The organism is Planomonospora sp. ID67723, assembly GCF_015711605.1.
In the GTDB taxonomy this organism is placed as follows: domain Bacteria; phylum Actinomycetota; class Actinomycetes; order Streptosporangiales; family Streptosporangiaceae; genus Planomonospora_A.
In genome coordinates, this window is record NZ_JABTEZ010000006.1 from 203,801 (window position 1) to 227,718 (window position 23,918).

The 23,918-nt window shown below is 72.1% G+C and carries 21 protein-coding genes; 11 read left to right on the plus strand and 10 right to left on the minus strand.

Translation table 11 applies throughout. The features are described 5' to 3' along the window. Positions 1-4 precede the first annotated feature (4 nt). The gene (locus HS041_RS35515; RefSeq protein WP_196445268.1) at positions 5-1,552 is read right to left on the minus strand and encodes a GGDEF domain-containing protein; all 1,548 of its coding nucleotides are present in this window, start codon (positions 1,550-1,552) and stop codon (positions 5-7) included. A gap of 214 nt (positions 1,553-1,766) precedes the next feature. Then, positions 1,767-2,594 carry a GNAT family N-acetyltransferase gene (locus HS041_RS35520; RefSeq protein ID WP_196445269.1) on the minus strand — a complete coding sequence of 276 codons (828 nt, stop codon included), beginning with the start codon at positions 2,592-2,594 and terminating at the stop codon, positions 1,767-1,769. A gap of 79 nt (positions 2,595-2,673) precedes the next feature. Between HS041_RS35520 and HS041_RS35525 the strand changes: the two genes are divergently transcribed. Next, on the plus strand, positions 2,674-3,546 hold the full coding sequence (locus HS041_RS35525) for a LysR family transcriptional regulator (RefSeq protein WP_196445270.1): 873 nt from the start codon (positions 2,674-2,676) through the stop codon (positions 3,544-3,546). Positions 3,547-3,589: 43 nt separating this feature from the next. Here the strand turns inward: HS041_RS35525 and HS041_RS35530 are convergent, their stop codons facing one another. Next, positions 3,590-3,988, minus strand: a complete 399-nt coding sequence (locus tag HS041_RS35530) for a RidA family protein (protein ID WP_196445271.1) — start codon at positions 3,986-3,988, stop codon at positions 3,590-3,592. Positions 3,989-4,060: 72 nt separating this feature from the next. Between HS041_RS35530 and HS041_RS35535 the strand changes: the two genes are divergently transcribed. Next, positions 4,061-5,032 carry a LysR family transcriptional regulator gene (locus tag HS041_RS35535; protein ID WP_196445272.1) on the plus strand — a complete coding sequence of 324 codons (972 nt, stop codon included), beginning with the start codon at positions 4,061-4,063 and terminating at the stop codon, positions 5,030-5,032. Here HS041_RS35535 and HS041_RS35540 read toward each other — a convergent pair. The 3 genes from HS041_RS35540 to HS041_RS35550 form a co-directional block, all read right to left on the minus strand. Further along, entirely contained in the window at positions 5,029-5,712 is a 684-nt protein-coding gene (locus HS041_RS35540) for a response regulator (RefSeq protein WP_196445273.1), read from the minus strand. The genes HS041_RS35535 and HS041_RS35540 overlap by 4 nt on opposite strands. 2 nt (positions 5,713-5,714) lie before the next feature. Continuing rightward, on the minus strand, positions 5,715-6,965 hold the full coding sequence (locus HS041_RS35545) for a sensor histidine kinase (protein ID WP_196445274.1): 1,251 nt from the start codon (positions 6,963-6,965) through the stop codon (positions 5,715-5,717). Between the two features lie 117 nt (positions 6,966-7,082). Continuing rightward, positions 7,083-7,967 (minus strand): RecB family exonuclease, encoded by an 885-nt coding sequence (locus HS041_RS35550; RefSeq protein ID WP_196445275.1) that lies wholly within the window; start codon positions 7,965-7,967, stop codon positions 7,083-7,085. A gap of 206 nt (positions 7,968-8,173) precedes the next feature. Here HS041_RS35550 and HS041_RS35555 point away from each other — a divergent pair, with 206 nt between their 5' ends. From HS041_RS35555 to HS041_RS35570, 4 genes are all read left to right on the plus strand, one after another. Then, positions 8,174-9,265 (plus strand): site-2 protease family protein, encoded by a 1,092-nt coding sequence (locus HS041_RS35555; RefSeq protein WP_196445488.1) that lies wholly within the window; start codon positions 8,174-8,176, stop codon positions 9,263-9,265. Between the two features lie 275 nt (positions 9,266-9,540). Next, the gene (locus tag HS041_RS35560; RefSeq protein ID WP_230880255.1) at positions 9,541-10,974 is read left to right on the plus strand and encodes a hypothetical protein; all 1,434 of its coding nucleotides are present in this window, start codon (positions 9,541-9,543) and stop codon (positions 10,972-10,974) included. Positions 10,975-10,989: 15 nt separating this feature from the next. Continuing rightward, positions 10,990-11,427, plus strand: coding sequence for a hypothetical protein (locus HS041_RS35565; RefSeq protein WP_196445277.1), 438 nt, complete (start codon positions 10,990-10,992; stop codon positions 11,425-11,427). Further along, the gene (locus tag HS041_RS35570) at positions 11,424-12,914 is read left to right on the plus strand and encodes an FHA domain-containing protein (protein WP_196445278.1); all 1,491 of its coding nucleotides are present in this window, start codon (positions 11,424-11,426) and stop codon (positions 12,912-12,914) included. The genes HS041_RS35565 and HS041_RS35570 overlap by 4 nt, the downstream gene beginning before the upstream one ends. A gap of 47 nt (positions 12,915-12,961) precedes the next feature. On the opposite strand, the gene HS041_RS35575 is transcribed toward HS041_RS35570, so the two are convergent. Continuing rightward, a complete protein-coding gene (locus HS041_RS35575) occupies positions 12,962-14,959 on the minus strand; it encodes a cation:proton antiporter (RefSeq protein ID WP_230880309.1) in 1,998 nt (665 codons plus the stop codon). A gap of 121 nt (positions 14,960-15,080) precedes the next feature. Between HS041_RS35575 and HS041_RS35580 the strand changes: the two genes are divergently transcribed. After that, a complete protein-coding gene (locus HS041_RS35580; protein WP_196445280.1) occupies positions 15,081-15,866 on the plus strand; it encodes a serine/threonine-protein kinase in 786 nt (261 codons plus the stop codon). Between the two features lie 56 nt (positions 15,867-15,922). On the opposite strand, the gene HS041_RS35585 is transcribed toward HS041_RS35580, so the two are convergent. Next, entirely contained in the window at positions 15,923-16,525 is a 603-nt protein-coding gene (locus HS041_RS35585) for a TetR/AcrR family transcriptional regulator (RefSeq protein ID WP_196445281.1), read from the minus strand. A gap of 89 nt (positions 16,526-16,614) precedes the next feature. Between HS041_RS35585 and HS041_RS35590 the strand changes: the two genes are divergently transcribed. Together HS041_RS35590 and HS041_RS35595 are read left to right on the plus strand one after the other, a co-directional pair. Further along, positions 16,615-17,523, plus strand: a complete 909-nt coding sequence (locus tag HS041_RS35590) for a carbohydrate kinase family protein (RefSeq protein ID WP_196445282.1) — start codon at positions 16,615-16,617, stop codon at positions 17,521-17,523. Between the two features lie 125 nt (positions 17,524-17,648). Further along, positions 17,649-18,884: an aminotransferase class III-fold pyridoxal phosphate-dependent enzyme gene (locus HS041_RS35595; protein WP_196445283.1), complete on the plus strand. Its 1,236-nt coding sequence runs from the start codon at positions 17,649-17,651 to the stop codon at positions 18,882-18,884. Here the strand turns inward: HS041_RS35595 and HS041_RS35600 are convergent, their stop codons facing one another. Both HS041_RS35600 and HS041_RS35605 read right to left on the minus strand, forming a co-directional pair. Continuing rightward, positions 18,885-19,445 carry a hypothetical protein gene (locus HS041_RS35600; RefSeq protein WP_196445284.1) on the minus strand — a complete coding sequence of 187 codons (561 nt, stop codon included), beginning with the start codon at positions 19,443-19,445 and terminating at the stop codon, positions 18,885-18,887. It lies immediately after the preceding gene. Positions 19,446-19,683: 238 nt separating this feature from the next. Continuing rightward, entirely contained in the window at positions 19,684-20,787 is a 1,104-nt protein-coding gene (locus tag HS041_RS35605) for a GNAT family N-acetyltransferase (protein WP_196445285.1), read from the minus strand. Between the two features lie 116 nt (positions 20,788-20,903). Here HS041_RS35605 and HS041_RS35610 point away from each other — a divergent pair, with 116 nt between their 5' ends. Together HS041_RS35610 and arc are read left to right on the plus strand one after the other, a co-directional pair. Next, positions 20,904-21,770, plus strand: a complete 867-nt coding sequence (locus tag HS041_RS35610; protein WP_196445286.1) for a tRNA (adenine-N1)-methyltransferase — start codon at positions 20,904-20,906, stop codon at positions 21,768-21,770. A 213-nt stretch (positions 21,771-21,983) separates the two neighbouring features. Then, positions 21,984-23,747 carry a proteasome ATPase gene (gene arc, locus HS041_RS35615; RefSeq protein WP_196445287.1) on the plus strand — a complete coding sequence of 588 codons (1,764 nt, stop codon included), beginning with the start codon at positions 21,984-21,986 and terminating at the stop codon, positions 23,745-23,747. Positions 23,748-23,918 lie beyond the last annotated feature (171 nt).

Sequence of the window (23,918 nt, forward strand, 5' to 3'; positions counted from 1 at the left end):
GGGATCAGGCCGCCGGGCGGAACCTGCGGTCCGCGGGGTCGCACCCGCCGGCGACGGGGCCGATCAGGGCCAGGTTCCGGCCCGAGTGCTTGGCCTTGTAGAGAGCGCCGTCCGCCACCTGGACGAGCTCGTCCGCCGTCGCGGCGTGCAGGGGCACGACCGCTCCGCCCACGGACACGGTGACGGAGATGCGGACGGCCCCGCCGACGGTCACCGGCTCGTCCGCCACCGCGGCGCGGATGCGCTCGGCGAGCAGTGCCAGGCCCTCGGCCGTGGCACGCGGGACCAGGACCGCGAACTCCTCGCCGCCGAACCGGGCCGCCAGATCCTCGGTACGGCAGGCGGCGAGGATGCGCCGGGCCGTCTCGGTGAGGACCTCGTCCCCGGCCGGGTGCCCGTAGGTGTCGTTCACCCGCTTGAAGTGGTCCACGTCGACGAGCAGGAGTCCCAGCGCGGTGCTCCGGCGGCCCGGGCGGGACGCCTCGCGCGCCATCCTCTCCTGCAGGGACCGCCGCGTGTGCAGGCCGGTGAGCACGTCGGTCATGGCCAGCCGCCGCTGTGCGGCGAGCAGGCCCGACATGCGCGCGAGCACCAGCAGGAACAGGGCGGTGGAGGCGGAGGCCACCATCAGCAGGTTGAAGTCGCCGTGCTGGAGGAACTGCACGATCAGGACCACGGGAACCATGAGGGTCGCGCTCGCCAGCAGGGCGAGGCGGTAGCCGGTGGCGTTCACGGGCTGCTGCTCCTGCCGGTCGCCCAGCCGCGCCATCGACGGGTGCAGGCCGGTCGCGCCGAGCAGCAGGTAGCCCGTCAGCCAGCCGAGGTCGAGCCAGGTGCCGGAGACGTAGTCACCGACCAGGGTCTGGAGCCCGTACACGGTGTCGGTCAGCAGGACGAGGCACAGGAAGCCGATCAGCAGGTGGTAGGAGCCTCCCCGGGAGCCCCCGCCGAACATCAGGCGCAGCGCCACCGTCAGTACCAGCAGGTCCATCACCGGGAACGCCACGGTGGCGAGCCGTTCCATCACGGACATGTCCGAGGCGGTCACCATGGGGCCGATCAGGAACATCCAGTACAGCAGGGCGGCGCCGACCGTGATGATGGCCGCGTCGATCACCGCGGGAAGGTTGCGCCCGGGCGTGCGGCTTCTGATGAGCACCATCAGCGCCAGCACCATCAGGGGGTACTGCAGCAGGTACAGGGTGTTGGGCAGCGGCGAGTAGTCGGCGTCGTCGCCGAGCGCCGTGACGACGTAGTACGAGACGTCACCCGCGGTGAACATGACCTGGGAGGCCGTCATCAGCCACCAGGCGGACGCGGCCCGGGGCTTCCTCGACCGGATCCCGACGGCCATGGCGACCGCGGAACCTCCGCTGACCAGGCAGTACACCATCCCCTGCCATGTTTCGGACGCGCCGAGCAGCGGCAGCGCGTAGTGCAGGCCGACCAGGGCGGTGCCGAGCGCGAGCCAGCAGATCCACGCCGGGAGCCCGCGCGACCGCGGCGGCTCCGGTACCCGCGCGGACGTGGCGGTGGTGGGCGAACGGTTCATGGCCTCTTGTCCAGGTGATGCCGCGACCGCCACACGCGGGCGGGGACACTCGTACGGCGGGGAGATCCGTCCATGCAAACACCGGAGGGCCGCACTTTCGGTAGCGGGACGGTTGCGGAACGGTTGCCCTCGGCCCTCGGCCCTCGGCCCTCGGCCCGCGGACCCGCCTGCGCGGCCGCCCCGGAGGAGGACGGTCTCCCCGCTCGCCTCCCGCTCAGCCCAGCGCGGACATGACCGGAGCGAAGAACCGGCTCCGGTCGCCCGGGAGCGGCCCGCCGCCCAGGACCATGTCCGAGGTCCGCATGCCCGCGGGCATGCCGTGGTCGTCCAGCCACGCCGCCAGCTCCGCGCGGTCCTCCTCCACCTCCACCCGGACCGGACCCTCCGTCCGGGAGGCGAGGTCGGCGATCAGGGCTCGGGCTCCGGCGAGGTCCGCGGCGACGACAGGCCCGATGACCGTGTTGTTCACGTTGCGCCACCTTCCGGCGTAACCGGTGATCTTCCGGCCGTCGTCGATCACCCGGAGCTCCTCGGCGAACGCGGCGTACCTCGTCAGGAGCGCCGACCGGTCGGCGCCCATGACCTCCGCGTCGAGGTCGGCGATCTCCTTCAGGTCCCCGGGCGTGGCCGGGCGGGAGACGCCGGCCGCCCGGCCGGTGAAGACGCCCAGGTGCATGGCGACCGCGGCCGTCGCCCGGAAGCCGAGCCGTTCGTAGAGCGGACGCCCCATCGCCGTCGCGTTCAGGAACACGGTGGCCCCGTCCGCCCGCTCGGCCACGTGGCTCACGAGCCGCCCGCCCAGCCCCTGCCTGCCGTACCGCTCGGCGACCAGCACCATGCTGATCGCGGCCGTGCGGAGGCCGTACCGGGTCAGGACCGTCGTCGCCGCCAGCTCACCTGCGGGGGTCGTGATCCCGTATCCCTCCCCGCCTTCCAGCAGGAACCGCCACTTGCGCTCCTCCCGGCCCCAGTTGCGGCCGTCGGCGAGGTCCAGGCAGGCTTCCAGGTCGTCAACGGTCAGTTCACGGATCATTTCTGGCATGAGGCGATTGTCGGAGAACGGTGCCCTCCCTGCTCAATAGTTTGCGGCTATGGCGATAGCCGATGGCTATCTTTACAGGGTGGACATCACTCTCCCCGCCGTGCGGGCGTTCGTCGCCGTCGCCCGCTCCGGATCCTTCCGGGAGGCGGCGCTCTTTCTCGGAGTCAGCCAGCCGACCGTGAGCGCCGCCGTCAGACGCCTGGAGGCCGCGGCGGGGCGGCCCCTGCTGGTCCGCGACCGCGAGGGCGTGCGCCCGACCGAGCTGGGCGGCAGGGTTCTGGCCCGCGCGGCCTCGCTGGTCGGCGCCGCCGACGAACTGGCGGCCGAGCTGGCGGGGGAGGCCCCCGGGCTGACCGTGGGATTCATGGGAGAGGCGGCGGGCCCGCTCACCGCCGGGCTGCTCGGCCTGGTACGGCGGGCCTGCGACGGAGAGGTGCGGCTGCGCCGCTTCGACTTCGCCGACCCGTCCTGCGGCCTGCTGACCGGAGCCAGCGACCTGGCCGTGGTGTGGCCGCCTCTGACCACCGGCGACATCCTGGAGGTGCGGTTGCTCGGCACCGACCGGCGGGCCGTCGCGGTGCCGGTCGGGGACCCGCTCGCCGGGCTGGCCGAGGTGGATCCGGCCGAGCTGGACGGCCGGGTCTGGGTGGTGCCCCGCAGCCCCGACCCGGTCTGGCGGGCCTTCCGCCATCCCGGCTCCATCGGGGTGGACGACGTGGCAGGAGAGGTCGGCTCCGACGCGCTGGAGGAGACCCTGGAGCTCGTCGCGGCCGGCCGGGGCATCGCGCTGCTGTCGGAGGGCACCGACGAGCACTACGCCCGCAGCGGAGTGGTGTTCGTCAGGCTCACGGGCGACCGCCGCTGCACCACCGCCGTCGCCTGGCGCCGCGGTGACAGCCGCCCGGCCCTGACCCGCATCGTTGCGGGCCTCCCGCACCTGCCGCGGTACTGAGGCCCGCCTTCCCCGGCGCGGGGAGGCCCCGTTCCCGCGCCGGTCACGGAGAGCGCCATGCGGCCGCCCGCGCGTACACCTCGATCTCGATCTTCATTCTGGGGTCGGCGAGGCCGCACACCAGCATGGTGGCGGCCGGCCGGACCTCGCCGAAACACCGGCGCAGCACCGGCCAGCAGGGCTCGAAGTCCGCCCGGTCCGGCAGGAGGTACCGCACCCGCACGACGTCGGCGAAGGTGCACTTCGCCTCGCCCAGCGCGGCCTCGATGTTGCGCAGGCACTGCTCGGCCTGCTCCACCACGTCGTCGGAGATCGTCATGGTCGTGTAGTCGAAACCGGTCGTCCCCGACACGTGCACCCAGTCGCCGTCGACGACGGCCCGGGCGTAGCCGATCTGCTCCTCGAAGGCCGAACCGCTGAGGATCGCACGTCGCTCTGTCATGGGCCGAACGCTAAGTGATCAGCGGTTATACGTCCAATACAGCAATTGCCATGGGCTGATATCTCTAGAGGTATGGAACGCCCCGAACTGCCCCTCCCGCAACTGCACGCGTTCGTCGTGCTCGCCGAGGAGCTCCACTTCGGCCACGCGGCCGGGCGCCTGGGCATCGCCCAGCCGCCGCTGAGCCAGCAGATCCGCCGCCTGGAGAACAAGATCGGCCACCCCCTGTTCCAGCGGGGGCCGGGACGGGTCACCCTCACCCCGGCGGGCCGGGAGCTGCTGCCCGCCGCCCGGCGGGCGATCACGGAGCTGGCCGGCGGCCTGGCGGCGGCACGGGCGGCCGCCAGCGGGCAGACGGGCCGGATCCGGCTGGGCTTCGCCGCCTCACTGGCCCTCACGGTCCTGCCGGGCCTGCTGCGCACCTACCGGGAGCGATTCCCCGGTGTGCGCCTGGACATCCACGAGATGACCACCGCGCCTCAGATCGCCGCCCTGCACGAGAGGACCATCGACGTCGGCCTCCTGCGGGAACCGCCGTCCGACGAACCCGGTCTGGGCTTCAGAACCGTGCTGACCGAGGGTTTCGTGGCCGTCCTGCCATCCGCGCATCCGCTGGCGGCCCAGCGCTCCGTCCGCGTCGCGAAGCTGGCCGGGGAGCCCTTCGTGCTCCTGCCCCGCGCGGTCGGACCCGGGCTCCACGACCAGATCGCAGACCTGTGCCACGCCGCGGGCTTCACTCCCCGGGTGGCGCAGCGCGCGGTGGAGTGGCAGACCGTCTGCGCGCTGGTGGGAGCCGGTCTGGGCGTCTCGCTGGCCCCCGAGAGCATCCGGCGCATCCGCCTCGAAGGCGTCGCCTTCCGCAGGATCGAGTCCAGCGCCGCTCGCACGCGGGCCGCCGTCGCCTGGCGGGTGAACGACCGGAACCCGCTGGTGGAACGGCTGCTGGAGAGCGCCGGCGAAGATCCGCCGGCCCGTCCGGCCAGACCGCCGCGCCGAGTCGTCTCCGAGGAGCGCGGGGCGGCGGTGAGGGCGCCGAGTCGCTAGGGGATGGCGCCGGGAGTGATCAGGCCGGTCTCATAGGCGAGGACGACGGCCTGGACGCGGTCGCGCAGGCTCAGCTTGGTCAGCACGTTGCCGACGTGGGTCTTGACCGTCGTCTCGCTCACCACCAGCTCGGCGGCGATCTCCGCGTTGGACATGCCGCGCGCGATCAGCCGCAACACCTCCAGCTCGCGGTCGGTGAGCCGGTCCAGGCGGGCCGGGGTGGACTGCTGGTGGGCGGAGGGGAGCCGGGAGCCGAACCTGTCCAGCAACCGCCGGGTGACGCTCGGCGCGACGATGGCGTCGCCCGCGGCTACCACCCGGATGGCCTGCACCAGCTCGTCCGGGGGGACGTCCTTCAGCAGGAAGCCGCTGGCACCGGCGCGGAGCGCCTCCACGATGTACTCGTCCAGGTCGAAGGTGGTCAGCACCAGCACCTTGGGCACGTGGGCGCCGCCGACGGCCTCGCGGACGATCCGGCGGGTCGCCTCGATGCCGTCCACGCCCGGCATCCGGATGTCCATCAGCACCACGTCGGGCAGCAGCGCCCGCGACTGGTCCTGGGCGGCCTTGCCGTCCCCCGCCTCGCCGACCACCGTGATGTCGGGCTCGGCCTCCAGGATGAGGCGGAAACCGGTGCGCAGCAGTGGCTGGTCGTCCACCAGCAGCACTCTGATCGTCATCACTAGTCCTTGATCGGGAAGCGGGCTCTTACCTCGAATCCGCCCCCGGGGCGCGGGCCGATCCTCAGGATTCCACCATAGAGGGCGACCCGCTCGCGAATTCCGACCAGCCCGTGCCCGATCCGCTCGGCCGTGGCCCGCCCGCCGGCGGCCCGGGCGGCCCGAGGGCCCTGGCCGTCGTCCTCGACGTGGACGACCAGCTCGCCGGGCCCGTGCCGTACGGTCACCCAGGCGCGCGCGTCCGCTCCCGCGTGCCGCAGGCTGTTGGTGAGCGCCTCCTGGACCAGCCGGTAGGCGGCCAGGTCCATCCCCGGAGGCAGCGGCGGGAGCCCGTCCAGGGTGTCGCACCTCTCCTGGGCGCCGTCGTGCCCGGCCCTCTCCACGCGCAGGTCCGTACGCAGGCCCGCCTCGCACATCTGCTCCACCAGCGCGGGGACCTCCTGCACGCCCGGCTGCGGCCCCCGTTCGGCGGGGGAGGCCGGGTCGGTCCGCAGCACGCCCACGATGTTGCGCATCTCGGCCATCGCGGCCCGGCCGGTCTCCTCGATCGCCGACAGCGCCTCGCGGGCCCCGTCCGGGTTGCTCGGCAGCACCCGGCGTGCCGCGGCGGCCTGCACGGTCATGACGCTCACGTGGTGGGCGACCACGTCGTGCAGCTCGCGGGCGATGCGGGAGCGCTCCTCCGCCCTGGCCGCCCGGGTGTCGGCCTCCCTGGCGCGCGCCGTCCGGTCGGCGCGGTCGCGCAGCTCCGACAGGTAGGCCCGGCGAAGCTGCAGACTCCGGCCGACCAGCCAGAAGACCATGGTGAGGACGGCCACGAGCAGCTGCGCGGTCCAGTCGCCGAGATCACCCCGGGCCGTCGCGGTGACGAGGCGGCCGGTGAAGCTCACCGCGAGCGCGCACAGGCTGAGTGCCAGGCCGCGGCCGGCGGCGACCGTGTAGACCAGCACCAGCGAGGCGAGCCAGAGCAGGGAGCCTCCCTGGGAGAAGACCGCCAGCACCACCTCGATGAAGGTGACGAGGAACAGCGCCGTGAACGGACGGCGGTGGCGCAGCACCGTCGACAGACAGCCGGTCACGATCAGGACCAGGGCCGGCAGGCTCGGCTCGACCGGGACGGGCGGGCCGCCGAGAGGGGTGGCGGTGCGGGCGAAGGGGACCGAGGCGGCCGCCAGCAGCACCGCGAGGATCGCGTCCGGGATCAGGGGACGGTCACGGAGCCAGGGCCGCCGGCCGGCCAGGGTGTTGCGCACACAATCAATTTAGGCGTCCTGCCTCCCGGGCCACCCTGCTGGAGGGGGATATCCCCCTCATCCCCGCGGATGACTCCGGACCAGGCGCCCGGCCGGTCGCGGGGGCGGACCCGGCGCTCAGATCTCGTCGGTGGCGGCCCTGGGCGCGGGGCCGCCGCGGGAGCCACGGGTGCTGCGCACCGTGTCGCCCGGCTGCCGTGCGGGCACAGGAGGGGGAGTGCCCCCGAACTCCGGGCACAGCTCCTTGTAGTTGCACCAGTCGCACAGGCGGCTGGGCCTGGCCACCCACTCGCCGGTGTCCAGGGCCCGCTCGATCGCCTTCCACAGGGCCTGCACCTTGCGCTCGGTGGCTCGCAGGTCCGCCTCGTCGGGGGAGTAGCGGAGGATCTCGCCGGCGCCCCCCAGGTACATCAGCTGGAGCAGACGGGGCACCGAGCCGCGCAGCCGCCACAGCACCAGCGCGTAGAACTTCATCTGGAACAGCGCCTTGGCCTCGAAGGCGGGCCCCGGCGCGCTGCCGGTCTTGTAGTCGACCACGCGGACCTCGCCGGTGGGCGCGACGTCCAGCCGGTCGATGTAACCCCGCAGGACCAGGCCGCTGTCGAGCACCGCCTCGACGTACAGCTCCCGCTCGGCGGGCTCCAGGCGGCTGGGGTCCTCCAGCGCGAAGTAGCGCTTCAGCAGGGCGCGGGCCTGGTCCAGCCACGCGGCCCGCTCCTCCTCGCCGGAGAACATCTCGCCGTAGGCGGGCTCCTGGTCCAGGAGCCGGTTCCACTGGGGCTCCAGAAGGTCCAGGGCCGCGGCGACGGTGCGGGCCGGGGCGGGCAGGTCGTAGAGGCGTTCCAGCACCGAGTGGACCACCGTGCCGCGCACGGCCGCGGGCGACGGCGGCTCGGGCAGCCGGTCGATCACCCGGAACCGGTAGAGCAGCGGGCACGTCATGAAGTCACCGGCGCGGGACGGCGACAGCGCTCCGATGATCGTGGGCTCGGTCAGCGACATGTCCGCACTGTAGGTCACCCCGGTGACAGTTCGCGCCCCGCATCGCGGCATGGTTCGCCTTCCGCGTCGCGGCACCGTGCGGCCAGGGCGCCCGCAGGCGCGTAGCATCGAGGCCGGAAGGCTGAATGAGCCGAGGAAGTGAGCCGAGGAGTGGTGAGCCAGCGGTGAGCAGCGAGAGCCCGCGCCAGGACAACCCGGGGCTGCGGATGGGGCGCCCGTTCGGCATCCCGGTCTACGTCTCGCCGACCTGGTTCATCGTGGCGGCGTTCATCACCTTCACCTTCCAGCCCGCGGTGCTGTCGCGGCTGCCCGACCTGAGCACCGAGCTGTCCTACGTGGTGGCGCTCGCCTTCGCGGTGCTGCTGTACGCATCGGTGCTGCTGCACGAGCTGGCGCACTGCGTGGTGGCCAAGGCCTACGGCCTGCCGGTCCGGCGCATCACGCTCTACCTGCTCGGCGGCGTCTCTGAGATCGAGCGCGAGCCGGAGACCCCGGGCCGGGAGTTCATGGTGGCCTTCGCCGGGCCGTTGCTGTCGCTGGGACTCGGCGGCGCCGGCTACGCCCTGGAGCAGTTCCTTGACCCCAACACCATCCTCGGCGTGCTGACCTTCCAGCTCTGGCTCGCCAACCTGATCGTCGGGATCTTCAACTTGCTGCCCGGCCTTCCGCTCGACGGGGGCCGCATGCTCCGGGCAGGGGTGTGGAAGGTCACCCGCAGTTCCGGCTCCGGGACGGTCGCGGCGGCCTGGGTGGGCCGGTTCCTCGCCGTCCTGCTGGTCGCCTGGCCCATCGTGCTGTCGCTGATGAGCGGCCAGGAGCCGAGCTGGGGCATGCTCATCTGGTCGGTGCTGCTGGCCTCCTTCATCTGGTTCGGCGCCACCCAGGCCCTGCGCGGAGCCCGGATGCGGGCGCGCCTGCCGCAGGTCAACGCCCGCGCCCTCGCCCGCCGGGCCATCGCCGTCACCGCCGACGTGCCGCTGGCGGAGGCGCTGCGCCGTGCGGCGGAGGCGCAGGCGGGGGCCATGGTCGTGGTGGACCACGAGGGCCGCCCGACCGGGATCGTTAACGAGGTCGCCGTGGAGGCCACCCCGGAGAGCCGCCGTCCCTGGGTGACGGTCGGCTCGCTGGCGCGCAGCCTCCAGCCGGAACTGGTGCTGCCCGCCGACCTGACGGGAGAGTCCCTGATCGACGCCATGCGAGGCGCTCCCGCCGGAGAGTACCTCCTCGTCGAGCGGGGCGGGGAGATCTTCGGCGTGCTCGCCACCTCGGACGTGAACCGTGTGTTCACCGGTGTCTGAGCGAACCTCGCGCGTCCCCCGGGCGTCTGAACAGGTGCGGGGAAACGGCAGCGGACGACGGGAGATCGGGATCGGGGGAGAGTGCCCTGTTCGTCCCCTCGTTTTCGGCGCGCACCGGCACTAATGTTCTGGTCAACTGACCCGGTTGGCCACGGAGCTAAGGGACGCATCAATTGGTACCCCCCCACACGCCGGCCCCGGCCGGTGACCTGACGCCGGAGTTGCTCGACGCTCCGGAATGGACGGATCAGATGGTCGCGTCCGCTGGAATCCCGATGTACGACATCCCCTTCCTCACCGTGGGCGGGGGCATCGGTTCCTTCGTGACCCTCGACTACCTGCGGATCTACGGGGTCCCGACCTCGCAGATGCGGGTCGTGTCCAATATCGACCACCCGTGGCAGACCTACGAGTTCCTCACCAGGTGCTCTCAGATCCCCCGGAGCGAGCGGATCCGCTCCGACTCCTCCTCGCGCCCCGACAACCTCTGGGGGTTCCCCTCCTACGCGCTGGAGGAGGCCTGGAAGGACAAGAACCCGGCCTACCTGTGGCAGCTGCTCACCGAGCCCCTCCTCAACGACTACTGGACGCCGCGCGCCGGGACGGTCTTCGAGAACCTGGAGCGCGAGGCCAAGCGCATCGGTTACTGGGACATGCTGGTCAAGGGGCAGGTCCGGATGGTGCGCCGCCGATCCGGAGGCGGCTACTTCACCGTGGTCACCCCGCCCGAGGGCGCCGCGCCCACCAAGCGCATCGTCTTCCGCTCGCGGTTCGTGCACATCGCGGTCGGCTACCCGGGCCTGAAGTTCCTGCCCGACCTGCAGGAGTTCCGCACGAAACACTCCGACTACCAGCACGTGGTCAACGCCTACGAGCCGCACGAGCAGGTCTACGAGTTCCTCAAGACCCGGCCCGGCACGGTGGTCATCCGGGGCGGCGGCATCGTCGCCTCCCGGGTGCTCCAGCGCCTGTTCGACGACAGGGAGAGGCTCGGTCTGAAGACCCAGATCATCCACATCTTCCGGACCTTCGTCACCGGCTCCCACGGACCGAACCTGTGGTCGCGGCGCAAGGGCGGCAACGGCTGGGCCTACCAGGGCTTCAACTACCCCAAGTCCGTGTGGGGCGGCCAGCTCAAGGCCCAGATGCGCAAGCTGGAGGGCGCCGACCGGGCGAAGAAGTACAAGGAGATGGGCGGGACCAACACCCCCTACCGGCGGCGCTGGCAGGAGCAGATGCGCGCCGGGCGTGAAGGCGGCTACTACCACGCCGTGCAGGGTACGGTGGACCGGGTGGAGCGCGCCCCCGACGGCCGGCTGGTCAGCTACGTGCGCAGCAGCGACGGCATCGTCCGCGAGCCGGTGGCCGACTACATCATCGACTGCACGGGCCTGGAGGCCGACATCGCCGAGCACCGCGTCTTCGCGGACCTGCTCAAGTACGGCGGGGCCTTCCGCAACCCGATCGGGCGGCTGGAGGTGGAGCGCCACTTCGAGGTGAAGGGGACCGCCAACGGCGACGGCGCCCTGTACGCCTCCGGCTCGGCCACCCTCGGCGGTTACTTCCCCGGCGTCGACACCTTCCTCGGCCTGCAGATCGCGGCCCAGGAGATCGCCGACGACCTGGCCAGGCGTAAGTTCGTCCGGAAGATGGGACCGCTGCGCTCGACCGCGCAGTGGTTCAAGTGGGTCATCAACTCGCCGGTGTGAGGAAGAGGTGTTTCCGTGGTTCCGACCCTGATCGGGCGCATCCAGACGCGCCTGTTCCTGCTGGCGACCGTCGGCGTGGTCATCACGTTGCTGGTCATGCCGATCGTGCCCGGCGTGACCGGGCCGCTCGGCGAGCGTTACACGACCGGCCTGCTGGTCCTGGTGGCGGTGGGAGTCCTGGGCATCGCCTGGGAACTTCTCTACCACTTCCTCATGCAGTTCCGGTGGGAGAAGGACTGGCCGACCATGTTCGGTTTGCTGACGCTCGTACCCGAAGGTCTTCTGCTGTACTTTTTGCTACGGTCCGGTGCGGTCGACTTCATCGATCCGATCCCGTCGGCTGCGTTCTGGACACACTTCACGGTCGTCTGGGTATCGATGTGGCTGGTGGCGAACGGTCCGATGAGGGTGCCGTTCATCCGGTGGCGTTTCCGGGGAGGGAGAGTTCTGTGACCGACCAGGGCTTCGGAGCGGTGCGTCCGCTTCCGGGCAACGGGCTGGTCGCCCATGTGGGCGGGCTGCTGCTGGTGTGCGACGCGGCCGAGGCCGTGGCGGAGGACCTGCTGGGGGCGGTCCGGGAGACCGCCGCCTCGGGCGGGGACGGACGGGCGCTGGCCCGGCGCGTAGCCCAGCTGCTGGCCTCCATGATGGGCGAGCCGGTGGCGTGCGCCGTCGCCGGTCCCGTGCCCGAGGGAGTGGCCGTGCTGGTCAGTGGCCCGGCGTTCGCGTCGGTCACCGGCTCCGGCGGGGAGGTCCGGCTCGCCGGACGCGACGCCCTCACCTGGTCCGACCGGCTGGTGCCCGGCCCGGTCACCCGGGTGGAGCTGCGCCTGCCCGAGGCGGGCGAGGCGCGGCGGCTCGCCCGGCTGGACAGCGGAGTGATCGTCGGAGGCGGGGTCCAGTGCGACCTGTCCGAGGCGGGCGAGGCGCCGCGGCCCGCGCAGCAGCCGATGACCGCCCCTCCCGAGCCTCCCGCGCGCGCCGCACAGCCCGCGCCCGAGTCCTCCATGCCTTCCGCGGAGGCCGCCGTGCCCGGCCCTCCGCCGGTTCCCGACTGGGGACCGCCGCCCGTGGACCCCCGTCCGGCCCCCGTGGAGCAGTCCGCGCCCCCGATGGAGCGGTCCGCGCCTCCGCCTCCGATGGAGACGGCCCCGCCCGGACCGCCGCCGTACCCGCTCGGCCCCGCCGACCCCTACTCGGCGCCCTCCATGGAGCCTCAGGCCCCCGTCGCCCAGGGATGGCACTCCGAGCCCATGCCGCAGATCCCGCCGCAGGGCGCGGTCTCCGGCCCGGGCCCGGTCATGGCGGGGCACGAGGACATCGAGACCGCCCGCGCCAACGGGATGGGCGGCGACCCCGTCGACTTCCGCAACGAATCGTTCGAGTACGAGCTGCTGACCCCCGGTCCCGGCGGCCCCTCGCAGACCGCGCCCGACCTGCCGGCGCAGCCCGAGCCCGAGTCGCGCCCCCTGGTCTACGGGGTGGACTGCAAGAACGACCACTTCAACGACCCGCGGGTGCCGTACTGCGCGGTCTGCGGAATCGCGCTGGTCCAGCGCACGCTCGTCCCCTACAAGGGGCCGCGCCCGCCGCTGGGCGTGCTCCTGCTGGACGACGGCATGACGCTGCGCCTCGACACCGACTACCTGCTCGGCCGCGATCCGGAGCGGGCTCCGGAGGTGGCCGACGGCTCGGTCCGCCCGGCCAAGGTGACCAGCCCCGACGGTTCGGTCTCCCGCCGCCACCTGCGGGTCGCGCTGGACGGCTGGGACGTCAACCTGGTCGACCTGGGATCGGTCAACGGCACCCAGATCCAGCCCCCGGGCGACCCGAACTTCTACGACATCCCGCCGAACGAGCCGGTCACGGTCGCGCCCGGCACGACCGTGCGGATCGGCGTCTCGCGCACCATGCGCTACGAGTCGCACCGCAACGGCTAGAAAGCCGGCGGGGAGGGCCGTGACCCTCCCCGCCGGCCGGGTCGCGGTCAGGGGCGCGGCGCCGGCGCGGCCGCGGGGCGCAGGGCGGCGACCGCGGCGGCCCAGTCGACCGGGTCGGGATCCTGTTCGGCGCGGACCAGCAGGTGCGTGCCGGCCGGGGCGGCTGAGGTGTCGGGGGCCACGACGAGCGCACCGGGCGGGACCTCGCCCTCGACGGCCGCCACCCCCAACCCGGCCAGCCGCCGGGTCAGTCCGGAGGCGCGGCCGCCGGTGAGCACGAGCGGCCGGTCGCTCAGCAGGGCGAGCACGAGCGCAACGTGGACGGCGGCGTCGGAGCCTCCCCGGCCGGCGTGCACCGCGACAGGCCCCGTCTCAGAGCCGGCGGCCCCGGGATCGCCGGGAGAGAGCACGGTCACCACCCGGCACTCCGCGGCGGCCCGGATCTCCGCGTGGCCGGGTGTGTCCGCGGGCAGCACCAGCAGGTCGGGCCGGGCCCCGGCGACCACCTCGGACAGCTCTGCGGCCACGTCGGTGGCGAACCGGCTCACCACCCGGGCCTCCGAGCCCCGGGCGCGGACCACGACGGCGAGCTCCTCCAGCTCCTGGAGGGTCCCGGCCATCTCGGCGAGCTCCGACGACAGGCCGGTGCCGACCTCCAACCGGCCGCTCGGGTAGGGGCGCAGGTGGGTGAGGGCCACCTCGGAGGGGGAGGCGACGCGGGCCAGGTCGGCGGCCAGGCCCACCAGGGCCCCCTGCTCGGCGGGCGGCGCGGGGACGACGGCCAGCACCCGGTGCGCGGCGGTCGTGCCCAGCGCGGCGCGTTCGGCCTCGGCGATGTCGCGGGCCACCCGCCGGTCGGGGTAGATCCTGCGCAGCAGCGGGCCGGTCATCCCGGTGGTGATCAGGGCCATCACCACCATCAGCGAGTACAGCTCGTTGTCGAGCACGCCCTTCTGCAGGCCGACGGTGAGGATGACGATCTCGGTGAGCCCGCGGGTGTTCAGCAGGGTGGCCAGCGCCCAGGACTGCCGCTCGGGCACTGCCTGCGTCCGGGCCGCGGCGTAGGAGCCCAGCAGTTTGCCGCCGATCGCCACCGCCAGGATCGCGGCCAGGGTGCCGAGGCTCGACAGGTCCAGCTGCCGCAGGTTGACGTTGAGCCCGGCCACCACGAAGAACATCGGCAGCAGCAGCAGGACGGCGAGCTGCTCCAGGCGCTCCAGGATCTCGTGGTTGAGCCGCTCGGCGCCCTCGCGGGGCATCACCGCGCCGAACAGGAACGCGCCGAAGATGAAGTGCACGTGCATCCACTCGGTGGCCCAGGCCGAGCCGATCAGGCCGATGAGCACCAGCGAGAGCAGGGCCGGCGTCAGCCGCCCGGCCTTCTCGTGGGCGGGCACCAGCCGTGCCAGCAGCGGCCGGACCACCAGGAACATCACCAGGGCGTACGGCAGCGCCAGCGCGACCTTCCACTGCCCCTCGGCGTCGCCGGCCCCGGCGATGGCCACCACCACGGCCAGCACGGTCCAGGCGAGCACGTCGATCACCGCGGCGGCGGCCAGCGACAGGCCGCCGAGCGTGATGCGCTGCATTCCCCGGTCGGTGAGGATGCGGGCCAGGACGGGGAAGGCGGTCGCGGCCATCGCCGCACCCATGAACAGGGTGAACGGCAGGGTCTTCTCCCCGCCGACGTGCTCGTCCGCGATGACCAGCGCGAGCCCGCAGCCCAGCGCGAAGGGCAGCACCGTGGAGCCGAGGGCGACGGTCACCGCGATCCGGCCCTTGCCCCGCACCAGTTTCTGGTCCAGCTCCAGGCCGACGACGAACATGAACAGCACCAGCCCGACATTGGCCAGTGCCTGCAGCGGGGGTTTCATCTCCGGGCCGAACAGGGCGTCGCCCAGGAACGGGCCGAGCAGGGTGGGTCCGAGCAGGATGCCCGCCAGGATCTCGCCGACCACCGGCGGCTGGCCGAGCCGCCTGGCCGCCGCCCCGAAGAGCCGCGCAGCGGTCAAGACGATCACCAGATCGAGCAGGAGCAGGTCCATGCGCAGCAATGGCGAGCACCTTCCCGTAAGCAAAGAAAAGCCCCGACAATGACCATGGCGACGTTACCGTGAGAGGGATGTCGTCGGGAGGGTCGTTTGAGACACGGAGGGGAGAGCGCCGGTGGAGGGCATCGCCGACTACGAGTTCATCCGGTCGCTGGGGGAGGGCAACCACGGGGAGTTCCATCTCGCCAGGAAGCCCGACCGGCTGCCGGTGGACGCCGAGTTCGTCGCGGTGAAGGTCCTGGGCGGCACCGGGGCCGACGCCTTCCGGCGGGCCACCCGCGAGCTGAAGGCGTTCGCCGCCGTGCGCTCGCCGTACCTGGTGACGCTCTATGACGCGGGCCAGCAGGGCGGGGTGTTCTACTACTCGATGGAGTATCTTCCCGCGGGTTCGCTGAGCCGCCCGGCCGAGCCGCCCTCACGGGAGGGGGCGCTGCGCGCCGTCGCCTGCGCCGCGCACGCCGCGCAGGCGCTGCACGAGGAGGGCATCGTGCACCGCGACATCACCCCCGGCAACGTGCTGCTGACCGAGACCGGGGGCAAGCTCTCCGACCTGGGCCTGTCGCAGGTGCTGGCGCCGGGCGCGACGGTGACCGGGATGGGCGGGCTCGGATCGGTGGAGTTCACCGACCCGGCGGTGCTGCAGGGAGACAGGCCCACCCCGGCCTCGGACGTGTGGTCGCTCGGTGCGACGCTCCACTGGGCGGCGGGCGGTACGGGGCTCTACGGGGAACTGCCCGTCCACGACCCGCTGCTGACCCTGCGCAAGATCAACAGCACTCCGCCCGAGGTCCGTGGCGAGCTCGGCCCCGAGCTGGAGGATCTGGTCCGGTCCTGCATCGGGGACGCGGTCAAGCGGCCCACGGCCAGGGGTGTGGCCGACCGGATCTACGCGCTGATCTGACCCCCGTCTCCGGTGTCCGCCGCCGGTTCCCCGGGCCCTGAGGGCGCTCGTGCGCCTCAGGGCCCGGCGGGGCGCCGGAGCCGGTCCAGCTCGGCCTCCAGCAGCCGCTGCGCCCGCTCGGCGCCCAGGCGGTCGGGGTAGAGCAGCCGATGCAGGCTGAGCCCGTCCACCAGGGCGAGCAACCGCTCGGCGACGTCGTCGAGGTCCTCGCCGGTGGCGATCTCGCCGTCGGCGGCCGCCGCGCCGAGCAGGCTGCGCACCAGGTAGCGCAGCTCGCCGGCCTCGGCCCGCTGGGCCTCCAGCAGGGCGGGGCTGGTCAGGCTCCGGCCCCAGAACCCGACCTCCAGGCCGCTCTCCCGGGCGCGCTCGTCGTCCAGCGGCAGGTTGTCGAGAAGCAGCTCGCGCAGGGCCGCCAGACCGGCGAGACCGGCGAGCTTGGCGCGCAGCCGCTCCACGATGCGGCGGTGCGAGGAGCGCAGCGCCGAGAGCATGATCTCGTCCTTGTCGGCGAAGTAGTGGGTGAGCACTCCGTTGGAGTAGCCGGCCTCCTTGGCGATGGCCCTGGTGGTCGCCGCCTCGATGCCTTCGCGCAGGATGATGCGGCGGGCGGCCTCGACGACCTCCTCGCGGCGCTCCCGGTGATTGACGATCTTCGGCACTTTCCCGCTCCTCCCGCTTGCTCGTTGACATGGTATTCGGTCGCCCGTCTATTATCCGCTCAGGACCTTGGACATGAGGAGGGCTCGTCATGAGTGTCGTCACCCTGGGGGTGCACATCGTGGACGTGCTCGCCCGCCCGGTGGAGTCGATCCCCGACGGGCAGGACACCCGGCTGCTGGAGCAGATCCGGATCACCGCGGCGGGCGCGGCGGCGGGGACCGCCGTCGACCTCGCGAAACTGGGGGTCGCCGTCGCCTCGGCCGGAGCGGTCGGCGACGACGAGCTGGGCGACTTCCTCCTGATGGTCATGGCGCGGCACGGGGTGGACGTGAGCGGGATCGTCCGCAAGCCCGGTGAGCAGACCGCCGCCTCGATCCTGCCGATCCGGCCCGACGGCGGGCGCCCCTCCTTCCACGTGCCCGGCGCCAACCTCGGCCTGTCCCCGGCCGACCTGGATCCCGCCCGCATCAGGGGGGCGAAGATCCTGCACCTGGGCGGCATGGACGTGACCTGGGGCCTGCACGACCCCGGTTTCCTCGCCCTGCTGGACGAGGCTCGGGGCGCGGGGACGGTCGTCACAATGGACCTACTGTCCAATATGCCTGACCTGATGCAGGGAGCACGCGTCTTTCTGCGCCACGTCGACTACCTCCTGCCCAACGAGGAGCAGGCGCTCATGATGAGCGGGGCCGCCGACGCGGAGGAGGCCGCCGCCAAGCTGCTGGGCGACGGGCCGAAGGGCGTGCTGGTCACCCTGGGCGGCGAGGGCAGCCTGGTCGCCACCGCCTCCGGGATCGCCCGCATCCCGGCCCTCGACGTGCCGGTGGTCGACACCACGGGCTGCGGCGACGCCTACTGCGCCGGGTTCATCGCCGGCCTGGCCGCCGGGCGCGACGTCCTCGGCGCGGCCTCGCTCGGCACCGCGGTGGCCGCCCGCGTCGCCGGGGGCCTCGGTTCCGACGCCGGTCTGGACGGCCTCGACCTGTCACGGCTCTGATCCGGCCCTCATCCGGCCCTCATCCGGCCCTCATCCGGTACCGACCCGGCCCGCTCCGGTACGGCCCCGGCGCGCCAGACGCGCTCATCCGACAGGCGACGACACGAAAGGCGATGTCCCGAGAGATGTCCACCGATGCGAACCTCCGTGAACGAGCCGCCCGGGTCGTCCCCGGCGGCATGTACGGCCACCTCAACGCGGCCCTGCACGGTCCCGGCTACCCCCAGTTCTTCGTCCGCGGCGAGGGCTGCCGCCAGTTCGACGCCGACGGCCGGGAGTACGTCGACCTCATGTGCTCGTGGGGCCCCATCGTGCTCGGCCACCGTCACCCGGCGGTGGAGGCCGCCGTCGCGGCCCGGCTCGCCGAGGGCGACTGCCTCAACGGCCCCGGCCCGGTCTACGTGGAGCTCGCCGAGCTCATGGTGGAGACCATCCCGCAGGCCGACTGGGTGATGTTCTCCAAGAACGGCACCGACGCCACCACCCAGGCTCTGATGGTCGCCCGTGCGGCCACCGGCCGGACCAAGGTGCTCATGGCCCACGGCTCCTACCACGGCGCCGACCCCTGGTGCACACCCAGCCCGTCGGGCACCACGCCCAGCGAGCGGGCCGACCTGATCGAGTTCACCTACAACGACCTCGCCAGCGCCGAGGCCGCCGCCGCGCAGGCGGAGGGAGCCGGCGGTCCGGACATCGCCGCGATCATCGTCACGCCCTTCAAGCACGACTCCTTCGAGGACCAGGAGCTCGCGAGGCCCGAGTTCGCCCGGGGCCTGCGCGCCCTGGCCGACCGGCTCGGCGCGGCCCTGGTGATCGACGACGTGCGCGGCGGCTGGCGGCTGGACCTCGGCGGCTCCTGGGAGACCCTGGGGGTCCGCCCCGACCTGTACGCCTTCAGCAAGGCGATGGCCAACGGCCACCCGATCGCCGCCGTCACCGGTGCGGACGCCCTGCGCGACGCGGCCCAGACGATCTACTCCACCGGCTCGTTCTGGTTCAACGCGGCCCCGATGGCCGCGGCGAAGGCGACCATCGAGACCCTGCACGCCATCGGCGGCGTCGCCCTCATGGAACGCGCGGGCACCCGCCTGCGCGAGGGCCTGGCCGCCCAGGCCGCCGCGCACGGCTTCGTGATCAGCCAGACCGGCCCGGTCCAGATCCCGTGGCTCTCCTTCGAGAGCGACGCGACCCTGGAGAAGGGCATGTTCTGGTCCTCCGCCTGCCTCGAGGAGGGCGTCTACCTCCACCCCTGGCACAACTGGTTCATCTCCGCCGCCCACACCGACGCCGACATCGACCGGGCCCTGCAGGGCACCGACGCCGCCTTCGCCCGGTTGAGGGCCAAGTTCGGCGCCGACTGATCAAGAATCCTCCGGCCCCGGAGCGGGGCGGGTGAAGGCGTGCACCGAGCGGAGGATCCGGGTGGCGGCCTCGAACCCGTGGGCCGCCTCCAGGGCCCGCCCGGCCGCGGTGGCGAACCGGACGAGCAGGTCCTCGTCCCGGTGGTCGAAGGGGCGTCCGGCCACCCACAGGGAGGCCCCTCCCCGGGTGGTCAGCGGCACGGGGACCGCCAGGAAGCCGGGATGGCCCAGGGCGGGGTCCCTGGAGAGGGAGACGGGGCGGTGGCGGGTGGCCAGGGTCTTGAGCGCCGTGCCGTCGCGCAGCCAGCGCCGTACGGCCAGCGGGTCGCCGGGCGGGGCGTGCAGGTGGACCAGGGACGCGCGCTCCTCCACCGGATCGACCTCGACGAGCCCCGCGTAACCGGTGGCGCACACCGTCGCCGCCGCCGCGACCACCTGTTCGATCATGCTCTCGGCGTCGAGTCCGGAGAAGACCTCGATCAGGCCCCGTAAGGAGTCCTGAGGCCCGTCGCACCACAGGACGGCGCCGGGATCCAAACCGATCTGATGGGTGATGCTCATCCCTTTCCCTCTCTTCGTCGAGCCGGGTGCACCCACCGAAGTGGTGGGCCGGGGTGGCGCGATTCGGAGTATTACCCCGCAAATCGCTCTTGGCCAGCCCGGATGCGGGATGTGGGACACGTGTGACGGAAGAGTTTGGTGAGCCGGATGGCCGGCCGCCGGACGGAAGGGGGGCGGAGCGCCCGGCGGTGGGACGGCGGACCGAGTGAGGGAAGGGGCTGCGCCCCGGGGCCGGCGATCAGCCGGCGGGCCGCAGACGGCACCACTGCAGGTCGTCGAGCCGGGTGCCGCCGGAGCCCGGCAGCCGGCCGCGCACGAGCGCCTCCCGGGTGAAGCCCGCCCGTTCCAGCACCCGGTGCGAGGCGATGTTCTCCGGGGAGGTGCCCGCGACGATCCGGGCCAGGGAGGTGTGCGTGAAGGCCCACTCCACCAGGAGGCCCACCGCGCGGGTGGCGAAACCCCTGCCGCGGAACTGCGGCAGCAGGCTGTAGCCCGTCATGGCCTCTCCCAGCGGCGGGACGACGTTGCTGAGCTGGATGTGCCCGGCGAACGCGCCGGTGCCCGCGTCGCGGATCACGAGCTCCGCCCGCGAGCCCTCCAGCCACAGCATGCCCGCCTCGCGGCAGGACTTCTCGGCCTCCGCCATGCCGGGAGCCTCCGGGGGGACGCTGTGCTTCACGATCTCGGGGAGGTTCTCCAGCGCGTGGTAGCCGGCGGCGTCCGCGGGCCCCAGCGGCGTCAGCCGCACCACCCCGTCGGAGAGCGAGCCGCCGGGCAGGAAGGGCAGGTACGGCCGGACCGGTTCGCCGGAGTCGGTGCTCAGCCGGGCGAAGGAGACCAGGTCGCCCCGGGAGCCGTCGCGCAGCGGCTCGTCCCCGCGCCGCACGCCCTCGCGCTGGAACCCGGCGGCGAGCGCGACCCTCTGGCTGGCCAGGTTCTCCACGGCGGCCAGCAGGTCCACGCGGTGCACCCCGTGGGCGAAGGCCCAGGCGGTCAGCGCCCGGGTGGCGGCCGTGGCCACCCCGCGCCCCCGGGCCCAGGGCGCGACCAGGTAGCCGATCTCGGCGTTGCCGCGCGCGCCGGGCGGCTTGAGCCCGATGTTGCCCAGCCATGCGCCGGTGCCGGGGTCGGCGACGGCGAACTCGGCGCCTCCCGCCTCCCACGTCTGCCCGGCGGACTTCAGGTAGGAGAGCGCGTCGTCGCGGGTGTACGGCGCCGGCACGGCCGGGATGAACCTGGCGATCCCGGGATCGGCGCAGGCGCGGGCGATCTCGTCGGCATCGGCGGGGCCGTGCCCGCGCAAGAGGACGGGGCCGGCGGGAACGGGTTCTCGAGGGAACATTCCCCACTGGTACCAGGAACGGGCGGAAACAGGCGACCTCTTTTCGGCGGGCTCCGCCGTAGCGGGGGACGGCGCAGCGGGCCGGGCGGCGTTCGCGCGCCGATACCCTTGCGGACATGGGTTTTCGCAGGCATGGGCCGTTTCAGGCCGGGGATCAGGTTCAGCTCACCGACCCCAAGAACAAGCGCCACACGGTGACGCTGAAGGAGGACGGGGTCTTCCACACGCACAAGGGCTTCATCCCGCACAGCGACCTGATCGGGCAGCCTGAGGGCTCGGTGGTGCGCTCCTCCGGCGGCACCCAGTATCTGGCGTTCCGGCACCTCCTGGCCGACTACACGCTGTCGATGCCGCGGGGCGCGGCCGTCATCTACCCGAAGGACTCCGCCCAGATCGTCGGCATGGCCGACATCTTCCCGGGCGCGCGCGTCGTGGAGGCCGGGGTCGGCTCCGGTGCGCTGACCTGCTATCTGCTGCGCGCCGTCGGCCCGGAGGGGAAGGTCACCTCCTACGAGCGGCGGCAGGACTTCGCCGAGGTCGCCACCAAGAACGTGGAGAAGTTCTACGGTGGGCCGATGGACCAGTGGCGACTGGTCGTCGGCGACTTCGTCGACGCGCTCGACGAGACCGACGTCGACCGGATCATCCTGGACATGCTCGCCCCCTGGGAGTGCGTGGACGCGGCGGCCAAGTCCCTCACCCCCGGCGGCGTGATCTGCTGCTACGTGGCCACCACGACGCAGCTCTCCCGCACGGTGGAAACTTTGCGCGAACATGGGAGTTTCACCGAGCCCCACGCGTGGGAGACCCTGGTTCGCGACTGGCATGTCGAAGGGCTCGCCGTACGACCCGACCATCGGATGGTCGGGCACACCGGGTTCCTCGTCACCGCCCGTCGCATGGCGGACGGGGTGACCCCACCACCCCGGCGCAGGCGGCCGGCGAAGGGGGCATATGGGGAGGATTCCACGACCTCTCCGTGATGCCCGTCTCATGACAATTCGGCCACGCCATATGTCGGGGTATACAGGGAACGGAACGTCGTGTTCTCATGCTCTCAGCGCTAAACGCACCATAAGGGATTAATCATTGATCGCTTAACGTAGCCATACGAACACTGCCCGGCCAGGTAACGGACAGCCCTCAGATGGGTAGGGTCTTAAGTAGTCGGTCTCGACTGGGAAGGAGGTGACGGCGTGGCAGCTCGCGACGACGCTGAGGCTCGAGCCGCGCAGCGCGAACGGGAGGTCGCCGACCTCACAACACAGGTCTCCTTCCTGCAGGAGGAGATCACCGCGCTGCGTCGGAAGCTGACGGAGTCTCCCCGGCAGGTCAGGGTTCTCGAAGAGAGCCTCCACAAGGTCCAGGCGAACCTCGCGGCCGTCACCGGACAGAACGAGCGTCTGGTGGCGACCCTCAAGGAGGCCAGGGACCAGATCGTCGCCCTCAAGGAGGAGGTCGACCGGCTGGCGCAGCCGCCATCCGGCTTCGGTGTCTTCCTGGAGGCCAGAGAAGACGGCACGGTGGAGGTTTTCACCGGGGGCCGCAAGCTCCGCGTGAACGTCAGCCCGGCGGTGGACGTCGAGGCGCTCAAGCGTGGCCAGGAGGTCATGCTCAACGAGGCGCTCAACGTCGTCGAGGCCCTCGGCTTCGAGGAGATCGGCGAGATCGTGATGCTCAAGGAGCTCCTTGAGGACGGCCAGCGCGCGCTGGTGATCTCGCACGCCGACGAGGAGCGGGTGGTGAAGCTGGCCGAGTCGCTGCGCGACCAGCCGATCCGGGCCGGCGACTCGCTGCTTCTGGAGCCGCGCTCGGGCTACGTCTACGAACGCATTCCCAAGTCCGAGGTCGAGGAGCTCGTCCTGGAGGAGGTGCCCGACATCTCCTACGAGGAGATCGGCGGGCTCATGCGGCAGATCGAGCAGATCAGGGACGCGATCGAGCTTCCCTACCTGCACGCCGACCTCTTCCGCGAGCACAAGCTCCGCCCGCCCAAGGGCGTGCTGCTGTACGGCCCGCCCGGCTGCGGCAAGACGCTCATCGCCAAGGCGGTCGCCAACTCCCTGGCCAAGCAGGTCGCGGAGAAGACCGGCCAGTCCGGCAAGAGCTTCTTCCTCAACATCAAGGGTCCCGAGCTTCTCAACAAGTACGTCGGTGAGACCGAGCGGCACATCCGCCTGGTCTTCCAGCGGGCTCGTGAGAAGGCCTCCGAGGGCACCCCGGTGATCGTGTTCTTCGACGAGATGGACTCGATCTTCCGGACCCGCGGCTCGGGCGTCTCCTCCGACGTCGAGAACACGATCGTTCCCCAGCTCCTGAGCGAGATCGACGGTGTCGAGGGCCTGGAGAACGTGATCGTGATCGGCGCCTCCAACCGCGAGGACATGATCGACCCGGCGATCCTGCGGCCCGGTCGCCTGGACGTCAAGATCAAGATCGAGCGGCCGGACGCCGAAGCGGCCAAGGACATCTTCTCGAAGTACCTCATCCCCGATCTCCCGCTCCACCCCGACGACCTCGCCGAGCACGGCGGCAACCGGGAGGGCACGATCGCGGGCATGATCCAGCGGGTCGTCGAGCGGATGTACACCGAGAGTGAGGAGAACCGTTTCCTGGAGGTCACCTACGCCAACGGTGACAAGGAGGTCCTGTACTTCAAGGACTTCAACTCCGGAGCGATGATCCAGAACATCGTCGACCGCGGCAAGAAGATGGCGATCAAGCAGTTCCTCGAGACCGGGCAGAAGGGTCTGCGGATCAACCACCTGCTGACCGCCTGCGTGGACGAGTTCTCCGAGAACGAGGACCTGCCCAACACCACCAACCCGGACGACTGGGCCCGGATCTCCGGAAAGAAGGGCGAGCGGATCGTCTACATCCGCACGCTCGTCTCCGGAAAGCAGGGCGCCGAGGCCGGTCGCTCCATCGACACCGTGGCCAACACCGGCCAGTACCTCTAACGCGCTTCGGGCGGCGTTCTGCGCCGCCGGCGGTGCCGTCAGGGCGGCGCGGCTCCCCGATCGGGGAGCCGCGCCGCTCCGTTTTCCGAGCCGCGCCGCTCCGCCCTCCAGGGCTGCGGACTTTCACATCCGTCACAAAAGTGGAACAGCGTCACAGGGAACCCAACTGAT

Bases quoted from the DNA above. Each gene is read 5' to 3' on its own strand.
- HS041_RS35535 (WP_196445272.1), top strand. From the start codon at position 4,061: ATGGAACGCCCCGAACTGCCCCTCCCGCAACTGCACGCGTTCGTCGTG.
- HS041_RS35515 (WP_196445268.1), bottom strand. From the start codon at position 1,552: ATGAACCGTTCGCCCACCACCGCCACGTCCGCGCGGGTACCGGAGCCG.
- HS041_RS35590 (WP_196445282.1), top strand. From the start codon at position 16,615: ATGAGTGTCGTCACCCTGGGGGTGCACATCGTGGACGTGCTCGCCCGC.
- HS041_RS35605 (WP_196445285.1), bottom strand. From the start codon at position 20,787: ATGTTCCCTCGAGAACCCGTTCCCGCCGGCCCCGTCCTCTTGCGCGGG.
- HS041_RS35610 (WP_196445286.1), top strand. From the start codon at position 20,904: ATGGGTTTTCGCAGGCATGGGCCGTTTCAGGCCGGGGATCAGGTTCAG.
- HS041_RS35550 (WP_196445275.1), bottom strand. From the start codon at position 7,967: ATGTCGCTGACCGAGCCCACGATCATCGGAGCGCTGTCGCCGTCCCGC.
- HS041_RS35560 (WP_230880255.1), top strand. From the start codon at position 9,541: ATGTACGACATCCCCTTCCTCACCGTGGGCGGGGGCATCGGTTCCTTC.
- HS041_RS35575 (WP_230880309.1), bottom strand. From the start codon at position 14,959: ATGGACCTGCTCCTGCTCGATCTGGTGATCGTCTTGACCGCTGCGCGG.
- HS041_RS35600 (WP_196445284.1), bottom strand. From the start codon at position 19,445: ATGAGCATCACCCATCAGATCGGTTTGGATCCCGGCGCCGTCCTGTGG.
- HS041_RS35595 (WP_196445283.1), top strand. From the start codon at position 17,649: ATGTCCACCGATGCGAACCTCCGTGAACGAGCCGCCCGGGTCGTCCCC.
- HS041_RS35540 (WP_196445273.1), bottom strand. From the start codon at position 5,712: ATGACGATCAGAGTGCTGCTGGTGGACGACCAGCCACTGCTGCGCACC.
- HS041_RS35520 (WP_196445269.1), bottom strand. From the start codon at position 2,594: ATGCCAGAAATGATCCGTGAACTGACCGTTGACGACCTGGAAGCCTGC.
- HS041_RS35530 (WP_196445271.1), bottom strand. From the start codon at position 3,988: ATGACAGAGCGACGTGCGATCCTCAGCGGTTCGGCCTTCGAGGAGCAG.
- HS041_RS35555 (WP_196445488.1), top strand. From the start codon at position 8,174: ATGGGGCGCCCGTTCGGCATCCCGGTCTACGTCTCGCCGACCTGGTTC.